The 14,226-nt window shown below is 58.9% G+C and carries 6 protein-coding genes and 1 pseudogene; 2 read left to right on the top strand and 5 right to left on the bottom strand.

Annotation, left to right across the window (positions count from 1 at the left end; translation table 11 throughout):
* Positions 1-260 precede the first annotated feature (260 nt).
* Positions 261-4,436, top strand: coding sequence for an ESPR-type extended signal peptide-containing protein (locus CFU_RS25620; protein ID WP_014007704.1), 4,176 nt, complete (start codon positions 261-263; stop codon positions 4,434-4,436).
* A gap of 67 nt (positions 4,437-4,503) precedes the next feature.
* A pseudogene (locus tag CFU_RS25615) lies at positions 4,504-8,541 on the top strand (ESPR-type extended signal peptide-containing protein).
* Positions 8,542-8,641: 100 nt separating this feature from the next.
* On the opposite strand, the gene CFU_RS19405 reads toward CFU_RS25615, so the two are convergent.
* From CFU_RS19405 to groES, 5 genes are all read right to left on the bottom strand, one after another.
* Positions 8,642-9,451, bottom strand: a complete 810-nt coding sequence (locus CFU_RS19405) for a MetQ/NlpA family ABC transporter substrate-binding protein (protein WP_041742469.1) — start codon at positions 9,449-9,451, stop codon at positions 8,642-8,644.
* A 66-nt stretch (positions 9,452-9,517) separates the two neighbouring features.
* Positions 9,518-10,171: a methionine ABC transporter permease gene (locus CFU_RS19400; protein ID WP_014007699.1), complete on the bottom strand. Its 654-nt coding sequence runs from the start codon at positions 10,169-10,171 to the stop codon at positions 9,518-9,520.
* Positions 10,161-11,210 (bottom strand): methionine ABC transporter ATP-binding protein, encoded by a 1,050-nt coding sequence (locus CFU_RS19395; protein ID WP_014007698.1) that lies wholly within the window; start codon positions 11,208-11,210, stop codon positions 10,161-10,163. The genes CFU_RS19400 and CFU_RS19395 overlap by 11 nt, the downstream gene beginning before the upstream one ends.
* A gap of 332 nt (positions 11,211-11,542) precedes the next feature.
* Positions 11,543-13,195, bottom strand: a complete 1,653-nt coding sequence (gene groL / locus CFU_RS19390) for a chaperonin GroEL (RefSeq protein ID WP_014007697.1) — start codon at positions 13,193-13,195, stop codon at positions 11,543-11,545.
* 108 nt (positions 13,196-13,303) lie between these two features.
* Positions 13,304-13,597: a co-chaperone GroES gene (gene groES, locus CFU_RS19385; protein WP_041742468.1), complete on the bottom strand. Its 294-nt coding sequence runs from the start codon at positions 13,595-13,597 to the stop codon at positions 13,304-13,306.
* Positions 13,598-14,226: the final 629 nt, after the last annotated feature.

Below are 14,226 nucleotides of genomic sequence, written 5' to 3'. Positions count from 1 at the left end.
CGTCGGGTGCCAAGCGCCACACCATCTGCAAGTGTGACTTTTAACGCTATACCAGCCCTTGGCCTTGCCGGCCTGGCTTTGCTGTTCCCCCTGGGCATGACGTTTTCCACAGGCGCCGCAGAGTGCTCGTTATCCGCCGTCCGCTATCTGTTCGCCGCTTAGTTTTTCCCTTTTTCCTGCGTGATCAAGCTGATCTCTTGCTGTAAGCAGCGCCTACTTTCGCATCTATTTTTCGTATCTACTTTTGCATCGAGCCAACCATGAATAAAATTTACCGCACCGTCTACAGCCAAATCCTGGGTACCTGGGTTGCCGTTTCGGAACTGGTCGCCGCAAAGGGTAAACAAACAGGTTCGAGCCGTTCCGCGAGCGCGCCTGTTTCGGCAGGGGACGCCGGCTGGAGATATCTGCTGAGCGGGGACTTCCCCTTAAAGACGTCGGTGCTGGCGTTGGCATTGGCGCTGCCCTTGTCAGGTTACGCCTCCACCATTACCCCGGTTGGCTGTAACACCAATATAGGACTTGCCTTTACCGGCGTGGACGGCACAAGTACCACCGGTACTTTTACCGATGGCAGCGGTTTCTATTCGACGGTTGCAGGTTGCGGCGCCAACGGTAATCTCTTGACTGGCGTGACGCTGTTTGGTTCGGGCACGCAGGTGACGGGAAATTACGGCACCGCAAACGGCTTCATGAGCATCGCTGGCACGCAAGCGACGGCGGTCGGCGTGCAAGCGAATGCTTCGGGAAACAGCAGCGTGGCGGTCGGCATGCTGAGCCAGGCAACGCAAACCAATTCCGTCGCCATCGGTTCGGGTGGCAGCACCACCGCGCCGACTATAGCTAGTTCCACCCTGTCTAAAGGGGCCGGCTCCGTAGCGATCGGCGGCAACGCAACCAAGGGCGCGCAAGCACTGGCGGCGGACGGAATCGCCATTGGCGGCCAATCGTTTGTGGCAAGTACAGCGACTGGGGGCGTGGCGCTGGGGCTTGGCGCCAATGCGTCATACGCCAATAGCGTGGCGATTGGCGCCGGTTCGGTCACCGGCGCAGCGGCGCCTACCGGCACCGGTTTCCTGACAGGCACGGCCGCTCCGCTGTCTGAAGTCTCGGTTGGTTCCGCAACTGCACGCCGACGCATCACCAATGTCGCGGACGGTTCGGCACAACAGGATGCAGTGACCGTGGCGCAATTGAGTACCGGCGCGAGCAGCCTGTCGACTGGCATCAGTTCCCTGTCGACCTCCACCTCCACCGGCTTGAGCACCGCTAACAGCAGCGTATCGTCGCTGTCGACCTCCAGTTCGACCGGCCTAAGCACCGCCAACAGCAACGTGACATCGCTGTCGACTTCGACTTCGACCGGCATTGCTTCGCTGTCGACTTCAACTTCGACCGGCCTGAGCACCACCAACAGCAACGTCGCCTCGCTGTCGACCTCGACTTCCACAGGTTTGAGCACAACCAACAGCAACGTCGCTTCCCTGTCGACCTCGGCTTCGACCGGCATCAGCTCACTGTCGACATCGACCTCCAGTGGCTTGAGCACGACCAACAGCAGCGTGACTTCGCTGTCGACGTCTACCTCGACCGGCCTGAGCACCACTAACAGCAATGTCGCCTCGCTGTCGACTTCGACTTCCACCGGCCTGAGCACGGTCAGCAGCAATGTGGATTCCCTGTCGACCTCGACTTCGACCGGCATCAGCTCGCTGTCGACATCGACATCCAGCGGCCTGAGCACCACCAACAGCAGCGTGACGTCGCTGTCGACTTCAACCTCGACTGGTTTGAGCACCACCAACAGCAATGTCTCGTCGCTGTCGACCTCGACGTCCACCGGCCTGAGCACAGCCAACAGCAACGTGGATTCCCTGTCGACCTCGACTTCGACCGGTATCAGTTCGCTGTCGACGTCGACATCCAGCGGCCTCAGCACCACCAACAGCAGCGTGACTTCGCTGTCGACCTCGACCTCGACCGGCCTGAGCACCACCAACAGCAATGTCTCGTCGCTGTCGACCTCGACTTCGACCGGCTTGAGCACAGCCAACAGCAATGTGGACTCTCTGTCGACCTCAACTTCGACCGGCATCGCCTCGCTGTCGACTTCGACCTCGACCGGCCTGAGTACTACCAACAGCAACGTGACCTCGCTGTCGACTTCGACCTCGACCGGCCTGAGCACCACCAACAGCAACGTTGCCTCGCTGTCGACATCGACTTCGACCGGCCTGAGCACCGCCAACAGCAACGTTGCCTCGCTGTCGACATCGACTTCTACAGGCATTGCTTCGCTGTCGACTTCGACCTCGACCGGCCTGAGCACCACCAACAGCAATATCACGTCATTGTCGACCTCGACTTCGACCGGCCTGAGCACCACCAACAGCAATGTCTCGTCGCTGTCGACTTCGGCTTCGACGGGTCTGAGCACTACCAACAGCAATGTCGATTCTCTGTCGACCTCGACTTCGACCGGCATCGGCTCGCTGTCGACATCGACCTCGAGCGGTCTGAGCACTACCAACAGCAGCGTGACTTCACTGTCGACCTCGACTTCGACGGGCCTGAGCACCACCAACAGCAACGTCACGTCGCTGTCGACCTCGACTTCGACCGGCCTGAGCACAGTCAACAGCAATGTCGATTCCCTGTCGACCTCGACTTCAACCGGCATCGCCTCGCTGTCGACGTCGACCTCGACTGGCCTGAGTACTACCAACAGCAACGTCACATCGCTGTCGACGTCGACCTCGACTGGCCTGAGCACCACCAACAGCAACGTCACATCGCTGTCGACATCAACATCGACGGGCCTCAGCACAGTCAACAGCAATGTGGATTCCCTGTCGACCTCGACTTCGACCGGAATTGCTTCCTTGTCGACCTCGGCCTCGACCGGCCTGAGCACCACCAACAGCAACGTCAATTCGCTGTCGACCTCAACTTCGACCGGCCTGAGCACGGTCAACAGCAATGTGAGCTCGCTGTCGACAGGCGTCTCCAACCTGCAGAAATCGGGTGTCGCCAATTATTTCAAGGCAGACGGCAAGCTGGACGGTTCGGACGATGCGCAGGTAAGCACCGGCTCGAATTCGGTGGCGATCGGCGCCAATTCGATCAACCAGTCAGTCGTCGGCACAGATCGCTCTAACGTCGTGTCGGTCGGTTCGGCGGGCAAGGAACGGCAGATCATCAACGTCGCGGCCGGTACGGAAAACTTCGATGCGGTCAACGTCAGCCAACTGAACTCGCTGTCGACTTCGACATCGACCGGCCTCGGTTCGCTGTCGACCGGCCTGAGCACCACCAACAGCAACGTCAGTTCGCTATCGACTTCGACCTCAAGCGGCCTGTCGACCAACACCAGCAGCATCAATTCGCTGTCGACCGGCCTCTCCAGCACCACCTCGAACCTGGGTTCGCTGTCGACCGGCTTGTCCACCACCAACAGCAATGTGAGTTCGCTGTCGACTTCAACCTCGAGCGGGATTGCTTCGCTGTCGACAGGCATTTCTTCCTTGTCGACCGGTTTGAGCACTGTGACATCGCTCTCCACCGGCCTCAACAACATCACCAATGGCACAAATTCCCTGTCGACGGCGCTGAAGCCCCTGGTGGACGGCAGTAATGCCGCTACTGCCAACGGCGCCACCATCGGCGCCACCACCATCGGCGGCGCCAATAGCGACGGCACGGTGCGGACCCGCGGCACCGCTGGCACGGCCATCAACAATGTGAATGCCGCCACCTGCGGCAGCGTCAATGGCGTCGACGCTACCGGCACCGGCCTCTGCGCACAGGCGACCAAGGATGGTGCAACGGCGATCGGCTCGAACGCGCAAGCGACCGACACCAACACCACCGCCGTGGGTTTCCGTGCCCTGGCTTCGCAAGCCGGCTCGGTAGCGATCGGCAACAACGCCCGGGCGACCGGCGACCCGACCGTGGCGATCGGCCAGAACTCGCTGGCGTCGGGCAACGACGCAGTGGCGATGGGCGCCGGCGCGCAAGCCACGGCGAACCGTTCGGTGGCGCTGGGCGCGAACTCGGTGGCCGATCAGGACAATACGGTGTCGGTCGGCTCTGCCGGCAACGAGCGCCGTATCACCAACGTCGCGCCGGGGATCAATCCGACCGATGCGGTCAACGTGTCCCAGTTGCGGGATGTGCAGAACCAGCTGGGCGACGTCAAGCGCATTGCCTACTCCGGTATCGCCATGAGCATGGCCATGTCGGGCGCGGTGATGCCGACCCTGGATGCGGGGGACAAGGGAGTGGGCGTCGGTCTTGGTTCTTACCAGGGTTACGGTGCACTGGCCTTGCAGTTCAAGGCTATCAGCAAGAACGGCCAAAGCGCGTGGGGCGCCGGCACCAGCACCACCGGTAGTGCGACAGGTTTCAGCGCCGGCTACGGCTTCAAGTGGAAATAAGATGTTGCCGCCTGATTTCCGCCTGATCCTTTGTCGCAAACCGTAGTCATTTTGTATAGAGCCAACCATGAATAAAATTTACCGCACTGTGTACAGCCAAGTCCTGGGGGCCTGGATTGCGGTCTCCGAACTTGCTGCCGCCAAGGGCAAACGATCCGGTTCCAGCCGTACGGCGAGCGCGCCGGTTACGGTAACCGGCTCGGTGTGGGGATCGCTGCTGGCCGGCGGGTTTCCGCTCAAGACCTCGGTGCTGGCGCTGACGCTGGCGCTGCCCTTGTCCGGATATGCCGCCACTATCGCCAACGGCGGCGGTTCGGGTTGCGGCGCCAGCTATACCGGCCTGGACGGAACGGTGTTTAACGCCCCTGGCGCGGCGACCATGTATCAAACCGATGGCAGCAACTATGCTTCCACAGTTGCAGGTTGCGGCGCCAGCGGTGGCGGTTTCGTTTCTGTGACATTGTTCGGAACAGGCACCCAGGTCAAGGGTAATTACGGTACGGCCATGGGTTTCATGGCCCAGGCCGGGACGCAGGCTACGGCTGTCGGCGTGCAAGCAACAGCTACAGGAAACAGCAGCGTAGCGCTCGGTTTGCTGAGCCAGGCGACGCAGACTTTTGCAGTCGCCATCGGTTCGGGCGGCAGCACTACTGCGCCGACTATCGCCAATTCCACCCAGGCTGGCGCGGCCGGCGCGGTGGCGATCGGCGGCAATGCAACCAAGGGCGCGCAGGCACTGGCGACGGACGGAATCGCCATCGGCGGCCAGTCGTCGGTGGTTTCGACAGCAACCGCGGGCGTGGCGCTGGGACTTGGCGCCACTGTGTCATACGCCAATGGCGTGGCGCTTGGTGCTGGTTCGGTCACCGGCGCAGCAGCGCCGACCGGCACCGGTTTCCTGACAGGCACGGCCGCTCCGCTTTCCGAAGTTTCAGTAGGATCCTCTGGTGCATTGCGCCGCATTACCAACGTTGCGGATGGCTCGGCAGCACAGGATATAGTGACCGTGGCGCAATTGAGCACCGGCGTGAGCAGCCTGTCGACCGGCATCGTTTCCTTGTCGACCTCCGTTTCCACAGGCTTGAGCACCACCAACAGCAATGTCAAGTCACTCTCGACTTCAACCTCGACCGTTAATTAATTAATTTCATCGCTGTCGACCTCGACTTCCACCGGCATCAGTTCGCTATCGACCTCGACTTCTACCGGCCTGAGCACCGCCAACAGCAATGTGGATTCCTTGTCGACTTCAACCTCGACCGGCCTGAGCACAGCCAACAGCAATGTGGATTCGCTGTCGACTTCAACTTCGACCGGCCTGAGTACAACCAACAGCAATGTCTCATCGCTGTCGACTTCGACTTCGACCGGCATCGCTTCGCTGTCGACCTCGACTTCGACCGGCCTGAGCACCGCCAACAGCAGCGTGACATCGCTGTCGACCTCGACTTCGATCGGCCTCAGCACAGCCAACAGCAATGTGAATTCCCTGTCGACCTCGACTTCCACAGGTTTGAGCACCACCAACAGCAATGTCACATCGTTGTCGACTTCGGCTTCGACCGGCATTACTTCGCTGTCGACATCGACTTCGACCGGCCTGAGCACTGTCAACAGTAGCGTGACGTCGCTGTCGACGTCTACTTCGACCGGCTTGAGCACAGCCAACAGCAGCGTGGATTCCCTGTCGACTTCAACCTCGACCGGCCTGAGCACTACCAACAGTAACGTTTCGTCGCTGTCGACTTCGGCTTCGACGGGCATTACTTCGCTGTCGACATCGACTTCAACTGGCCTGAGCAGCGCCAACAGCAGCGTGACGTCGCTGTCGACATCAACTTCGACCGGCCTCAGCACCGCTAACAGCAACGTGGATTCGCTGTCGACTTCAACCTCGACCGGCCTGAGCACCACCAACAGCAACGTTTCATCGCTGTCGACCTCGACTTCCACCGGCATCAGTTCGCTATCGACCTCGACTTCTACCGGCCTGAGCACCGCCAACAGCAATGTGGATTCCTTGTCGACTTCAACCTCGACCGGCCTGAGCACAGCCAACAGCAATGTGGATTCGCTGTCGACTTCAACTTCGACCGGCCTGAGTACAACCAACAGCAATGTCTCATCGCTGTCGACTTCGACTTCGACCGGCATCGCTTCGCTGTCGACCTCGACTTCGACCGGCCTGAGCACGGCCAACAGCAGCGTGACATCGCTGTCGACCTCGACTTCGACCGGCCTCAGCACCGCCAACAGCAATGTGAATTCCCTGTCGACCTCGACTTCCACAGGTTTGAGCACCACCAACAGCAATGTCACATCGTTGTCGACTTCGGCTTCGACGGGCATCGCTTCGCTGTCGACCTCGACTTCGACCGGCCTGAGCACGACCAACAGCAATGTCTCGTCGTTGTCGACCTCGACTTCGACCGGCCTGAGTACAGCCAACAGCAACGTGGATTCCCTGTCGACCTCAACTTCGACCGTCCTGAGCACAACCAGCAGCAACGTCTCGTCGCTGTCGACCTCGACATCAACCGGTATCGCCTCGCTGTCGACCTCGGCTTCGACCGGCCTGAGCAGCGCCAACAGCAACGTGGATTCCCTGTCGACTTCTACTTCGAGCGGCTTGAGCACCGTGAACAGCAATGTAAGTTCACTGTCGACCGGCGTTTCCAACCTGCAGAAATCGGGTGTCGCCAATTATTTCAAGGCGGACGGTAAGCTGGATGGTTCGGATGATGCGAAGGTGAGCACCGGTTCGAATTCGGTGGCGATCGGCGCTAATTCGGCCAATCAGTCGGTGCTCGGTACAGACCGTGACAATGTGGTGTCGGTCGGTTCGGTGGGCAAGGAGCGGCAGATCATCAACGTCGCCGCCGGTACGGAAAACTTCGACGCGGTCAACGTCAGCCAGTTGAACTCGCTGTCGACTTCGACCTCGGCCGGCCTCGGTTCGCTGTCGACCGGCCTGAGCACCACCAACAGCAATGTCGGTTCGCTGTCGACCTCGACGTCGACCGCTTTGTCGACCAACACCAGCAGCATCAATTCGCTGTCGACCGGACTGTCCAGCAATACGTCGAACGTCAATTCCTTGTCGACGGGATTGTCCGCCACCACCAGCAATGTGAGTTCGCTGTCGAGCTCGACATCGAGCGGTATCGCCTCTTTGTCGACAGGAATTTCTTCCTTGTCGACAGGCCTGAGTCAAGTGGGTTCGCTGTCGACCGGCCTCAGCAATATGGCCAATGGCGCGGCTTCATTATCGACTTCCTTGAAGCCGCTGGTCGACGCATCCACGGCAGCTAACGCTAATGGCGCCACCATCGGCGCGACGACCATAGGCGGCGCCAACAGCAACGGCAGCGTACGCACCCGCGGCACCAGCGGCACGACCATCAACAATGTGAACGCCGCCACCTGCGGTAGTGTCAGCGGCGTCGACGCCACCGGTTTGGGCCTGTGTGCGCAAGCGACCAAGGACGGCGCAACGGCGATCGGTTCGAATGCGCAAGCGACCGACACCAACACTACGGCAGTCGGCTTCCGCGCCCTGGCGTCGCAAGCAGGTTCGGTAGCGATCGGCTATAACGCCCGCGCCACCGGCGATCCGACCGTGGCAGTCGGCAACGATGCACTGGCTTCCGGCAACGACGCAGTAGCGCTGGGCGCCGGCGCCCAGGCTACGGCGAACCGTTCGGTGGCGCTGGGCGCCTACTCGATAGCGAACCAGGCCAATACAGTATCGGTCGGCGCCGCCGGCAGCGAACGCCGCATCACCAACGTCGCGCCAGGGATCAACCTGACCGACGCCGTGAATGTGTCCCAGCTGCGCGACATACAGAACCAGATCGGCGACATCAAGCGTATCGCCTATGCCGGCATCGCCATGAGCATGGCCGCGACGGGTGCAGTGATGCCGACCTTGTACGGCGGCGAAAAGGGCTTGGGCGTCGGCATCGGCTCCTACCAGGGTTACGGTGCGCTGTCCTTGCAATTCAGGTCGGTCAGCAAGAAGGGCAATAGCGCCTGGGGCATCGGTGTCAGCTCCACCGGCACCAATACCGGTTTGAGCGTTGGCTACGGCTTGCGGTGGCAGTAAGCGCTTTTTCGCCGCGATGAGATAAATCGCGGCGAAAAAAAAGCCCGCGTTGCATATGCAGCGCGGGCTTTTGTGTTTTGTCGTGTGTTTTTAACCTGGATTACCAGGCCGGAATCACCGAACTCTTGAACTGGTCCACGACATACTGTTTGACTTCAGGGCTGTGGTAAGCCTTGACCAGCTTGGCCACCCACGGCTTGTCCTTGTCGGCGGCACGCACTGCGATGACATTGGCGTACGGACCTTTCGCTGCTTCGATGGCGATGCCGTCCTTGGTCGGATCCAGCCCGGCCGATTCGGCGTAGTTGCCGTTGATCGCTGCTGCATCGAGGTCATCCAGCGAGCGCGGCAGCTGGGCCGCATCGATTTCGACGATCTTCAGTTTCTTCGGATTGTCCACGATATCCAGCGGCGTCGCTTTCAAGCCGGCATCCGCTTTCAGCTTCAATACGCCTTGCGCCTGCAGCAGCAGCAGGGCACGGCCGCCGTTGGTCGGATCGTTAGGCACGCCGACACGGGCGCCGGTTTTCAGGTCCTTGAGCGACTTGATTTTCTTCGAATACACGCCCATCGGGAAAGTGATGGTGTAGCCGACATTGACCAGCTTGTAGCCGCGGTCCTTGATCTGCGCTTCCAGGTAAGGCAAGTGCTGGTAGCTGTTGGCGTCCAGGTCGCCGGCAGCCAGTGCGGCGTTGGGCTGGATGTAATCGCTGAATTCGACGATCTGGATAGTCAAGCCATCCTTGGCCGCGACTTTCTTGACCACTTCCAGGATCTGCGCATGCGGACCGCCGGTGGCGCCGATCTTGATCGGTTTGTCCTGCGCGAAGACAGCGCTGACGGGAGCAGCGCTCAAGCCTGCGATCAGGCCCAGGCCGGTAAAGAACTGTACTAATTGACGACGATTCATTTTCTTCCTTTCAAAAATCATGGCAGGTCCGGCGCCAGCAACTGCGTGCGCAGGGTCCCGAAAAAATCAGCGATGGCTGAGGCGGCGCACCAGGATGTCGCCCAGCGTCTGCACCAGTTGCACAAACACGATCAGGATCACCACCACCAGCAGCATCACCTCAGGCAGGAAACGCTGGTAACCGTAGCGTATGCCGAGGTCGCCCAGGCCGCCGCCGCCGATGGCGCCTGCCATCGCCGAGTAGCCGACCAGGCTGACGAAGGTAATCGTCAGGCCGGCGACGATGCCGGCGAAGGCTTCCGGCACCAGCACCTTGTAGACGATCTGCCAGGTGGTGGCGCCCATCGCTTGCGCTGCTTCGATCAGGCCGCGCTCGACTTCGCGCAACGCGGTTTCCACCAGGCGTGCGATGAACGGCGCGGAAGCGATCGTCAGCGGCACGATCGCCGCCGCGGTGCCGATCGAGGTGCCGACAAAAAAGCGCGTGAACGGAATCACCGCCACCAGCAGGATGATGAACGGCGTCGAACGCACCGCATTGACGATCAGCCCGGCCACCCGGTTGAACAGCGGATGCGGCAGCACGCCATCGCGGCCGGTCAGGTGCAGCGCGATTCCCAGCGGCACGCCAAGCAGGGCGCCGAGGATGCCGGAGATGCCGACCATCATCAGGGTTTCCCCGAAAGACGACAAGAACAGATCGAGCATTTCAGATGACATGGTTCAACTCCTCAACGGTGACGCCCTGGGCCGTCAGGTAAGCCATGGCGGCGGCGATGTTTTCACTGGTGCCGTTGGCCAGGATCGCCAGCGAACCGAACGCCTGCCCTTGTATTTCATCGATCTGGCCGTGCAGGATATTGAAATCCAGGTCGAACTTGCGCACCGCTTCCGACAGCAGGGGCTGGTCGACGCCGGAGCCGGTGAAGGCAAACCGGAACAGGTGGTCGGTGCCGCTACCGGCATCGCTCTGCGCCAGCCGTGCGCGCAGCCGCTGCAAGACGCCTTGCGGCAGTTCCTGGGCAATCACGTCGCCGATCAGGGCGCGCGTGACTTCGTGCTTGGGCGAGCGGAACAGTTCGAGCACTTCGCCGTGCTCGATCACTTCGCCGCTTTCCATCACCGCCATGCGGTCGCAGATCATCTTGATGACTTCCATCTGGTGCGTGATCAAGACGATGGTCAAGCCCAGTTCGCGATTGATCTTGCGCAGCAGTTCCAGGATAGAGCGGGTGGTTTCCGGATCGAGCGCCGAGGTGGCTTCGTCCGACAACAAGACTTTCGGCTCATTCGCCAAGGCCCGCGCGATGCCGACACGCTGCTTCTGGCCGCCGCTGATCTGCGCCGGATAACTGTCCTTGAGCGCGGTCAGCCCGACCAGTTCCAGCAGCGGCGTGACCTTTTTAGCGATCTCGCTTTTCGACAAGCCGGCCAGTTCCAGCGGCAGCGCGATGTTGTCGTATACGGTGCGCGACGACAGCAGGTTGAAGTGCTGGAAAATCATGCCGATTTCCCGCCGCGCGCCGCGCAGCTGTTCGGCGTCGAGCGCGGTCAGGTCCTTGCCGTCGACGATGATGTTGCCGGAAGTAGGGCGGTTCAGCAGGTTGAGGCAACGCACCAGAGTGCTCTTGCCGGCGCCGCTGCGGCCGATGATGCCGAAGATTTCCCCTTTGCGGATCGACAGGCTGACGTTGCGCACCGCATCGACCGGCCCGCGGGCGCCGTTGAAGCGCTGGGTGACTGCTTTGATTTCTATCATCTCAGAATGAAAAAAAGGCAGCTGATTGCATAAACATCAACAATCTCGCCGCCGTTATGTATTTTAGTAGGTGCTTATTTTATAAGCGTTTATCAACCATGGGAAGGAACATTTAGGCATGGCGTTATTACCGTCGTGTCTATGCAAACACCGCAGACGCAGTTAAATGGGGTCGGAGTTTTTTTCGCGTTTTTTGCGAAAATTACTCCGCCCCCATTTAACGGACTACGGAGCGCGATGTAAAAAAGCCCGCGACGGATAACCATCGCAGGCTTTTTCATAAAGCAACAACAGATGTTTTACAAAGGCCGGAAGAGTGCCGGCCTTTGTAATTACATCATGCCGTCCATACCACCCATACCGCCCATGCCACCCATACCGCCTGGCATGCCGCCAGCCGACTTGTCTTCTGGCTGTTCAGCGATCATCGCTTCAGTAGTCAGGATCAGGGCAGCAACCGAAGCGGCGTTTTGCAGTGCCGAACGGGTAACCTTGGTTGGATCCAGGATGCCCAGTGCAATCATGTCGCCATAAGTGCCGTCGGCAGCGTTGTAACCGTAGTTGCCCTTGCCAGCCAAGACTGCGTTGACCACAACCGATGGCTCGTCGCCAGCGTTGAATACGATCTGGCGCAGTGGCTCTTCGATCGCGCGCAGCACGATCTTGATGCCGGCTTCCTGGTCAGCATTGTCGCCCTTCAGGTCCTTGATGTTGGCACGTGCGCGCAGGAATGCAACGCCGCCGCCTGGCACAACGCCTTCTTCTACTGCTGCACGGGTAGCGTGCAGAGCATCTTCAACGCGGGCTTTCTTTTCTTTCATTTCAACTTCGGTTGCAGCACCAACGCGGATCAGCGCAACGCCGCCAGCCAGCTTGGCAACGCGTTCTTGCAGTTTTTCACGGTCGTAGTCCGAAGAGGCTTCTTCGATCTGCGCACGGATTTGCTTGACGCGAGCTTCGATGGTGACGGCTTCGCCGGCGCCGTCGATAATGGTGGTGTTTTCCTTGCTGATTTCGATACGCTTGGCTTGGCCCAGTTCAGCCAGAGTAGCTTTTTCCAGAGTCAGGCCGACTTCTTCAGCGATCACTTGGCCGCCGGTCAGGATAGCGATGTCTTCCAGCATGGCTTTGCGGCGGTCGCCAAAGCCTGGGGCCTTGACAGCTGCAGTCTTCAGGATGCCGCGGATGTTGTTCACAACCAGGGTAGCCAGCGCTTCGCCTTCGACATCTTCTGCGATGATCAGCAGAGGACGGCCCGACTTGGCGACTTGTTCCAGGATCGGCAGCAGGTCACGGATGTTCGATACTTTTTTGTCGAACAGCAGGACGAACGGATTTTCCAGCGCAACAACTTGCTTTTCCGGATTGTTGATGAAGTATGGCGACAGGTAGCCGCGGTCGAATTGCATGCCTTCGACGATGTCCAGTTCGTTTTCCAGCGACTTGCCGTCTTCGACAGTGATCACGCCTTCTTTGCCGACCTTGTCCATTGCCTTGGCAATGATTTCGCCGATGTCAGCGTCGGAGTTAGCCGAGATCGAACCGACTTGAGCGATTTCCTTGCTGGTGGTAGTTGGCTTCGACAGTGTCTTGATTTCAGCAACGATGGCGACAACAGCTTTGTCGATACCGCGCTTCAGGTCTGTCGGGTTGAAACCGGCGGCAACGTACTTGAAGCCTTCGCGCACGATGGCTTGCGCCAGCACGGTTGCAGTAGTGGTGCCGTCGCCAGCGTTGTCGGAAGTCTTGGAAGCGACTTCTTTCACCAGCTGCGCGCCCATGTTTTCCAGCTTGTCTTTCAGTTCGATTTCTTTAGCGACCGACACACCGTCTTTAGTAACGGTAGGAGCGCCGAAGCTGCGTTCCAGGACCACGTTACGGCCCTTAGGACCCAGCGTTACCTTGACTGCGTTAGCCAGGATGTTGACGCCGTTGACGATCTTGGCGCGTGCTTCATCGCCGAAAATTACTTGTTTTGCTGCCATGTTTTATTCTCCTGAATAGGTTGAATTCGATTGTGTAGCTTGGATAACGCAGGGATCCGAAAGGGGCGCCAGGCGCCGGTCAGTCGGAAAATCCCGGATTAACCGAAATTACTTGCCTTCGACTACGGCAAACAAGTCTTCTTCGCGCATCACCAGCAGTTCCTGGCCGTCGATCTTGACAGCCTGGCCGGAGTATTTGCCGAACAGAACGCGGTCGCCAACCTTGACTGCCAGCGCGCGGACGTTGCCGTTCTCCAGGATCTTGCCGTTGCCTACGGCCAGGACTTCACCCTGGTCCGGCTTTTCAGCAGCAGCGTCTGGCAGCACGATGCCGGATGCAGTTTTAGTTTCTTGGTCGAGACGCTTGACGATGACGCGATCGTGCAAAGGACGAAGATTCATATGTGACTCCTTGAGATTCAACAGGTTATTTGTATTTGCAGCAACATCGCAGCAAAGTGGACTGACCGCTCTGCTTTGCTATATGGATGCGCCGCACAGTGACTAGGTCGAGGAGATTGTTAGCACTCTCTCCTAACGAGTGCTAAGTATAGGGACGCTCTGTCGATTTTTCAAGCCCGCATTCGGCTTCTGTCCGCGATTAAATTTCTCCGAAATTCGATTAAATTTCTCCGAAAGTTTTTTCTCTATTAAATCAACGATTTATAGTATTTTTGTGAGGCCAGTATGTTAAAAAGCGATTGCATTTGTTTTCATTTGTTTTTAAAGCTGGAATTTATTTTATTTTCGCTACGAACTAACAACGTCATTACAGCTGAGTTGGTGAGACCGCGATCGAATCTCTCCAACGAAGGAACGAAATATTATTTCTAATTTGCAATATTTTTGTGGTGGTAAAATGCGGCAATAGACTTACGTCATTTCGACACGATATGAACGTTCGGTCGGTATCAGATTAATTTGATCGACAAGGCGGTCTCTTTGGATTGCAGTGGAGGAAAATTGTGCGCTTGCCGTCATCCCCTGTGCAAAATCGTCAAGGTCAGAATAACTATGCCGCGCAAAGGAAT

Origin of the sequence: Collimonas fungivorans Ter331, assembly GCF_000221045.1 — a bacterium.
GTDB classification, from domain to species: domain Bacteria; phylum Pseudomonadota; class Gammaproteobacteria; order Burkholderiales; family Burkholderiaceae_D; genus Collimonas; species Collimonas fungivorans_A.
Note: the sequence above shows the minus strand (reverse complement) of the source record. Positions and strands in the feature narration are given on the sequence as shown.

Coding starts and splice junctions, on each gene's coding strand:
- groL (WP_014007697.1), bottom strand. CDS start 13,195: ATGGCAGCAAAACAAGTAATTTTCGGCGATGAAGCACGCGCCAAGATC.
- CFU_RS19405 (WP_041742469.1), bottom strand. CDS start 9,451: ATGAATCGTCGTCAATTAGTACAGTTCTTTACCGGCCTGGGCCTGATC.
- CFU_RS19400 (WP_014007699.1), bottom strand. CDS start 10,171: ATGTCATCTGAAATGCTCGATCTGTTCTTGTCGTCTTTCGGGGAAACC.
- groES (WP_041742468.1), bottom strand. CDS start 13,597: ATGAATCTTCGTCCTTTGCACGATCGCGTCATCGTCAAGCGTCTCGAC.
- CFU_RS19395 (WP_014007698.1), bottom strand. CDS start 11,210: ATGATAGAAATCAAAGCAGTCACCCAGCGCTTCAACGGCGCCCGCGGG.
- CFU_RS25620 (WP_014007704.1), top strand. CDS start 261: ATGAATAAAATTTACCGCACCGTCTACAGCCAAATCCTGGGTACCTGG.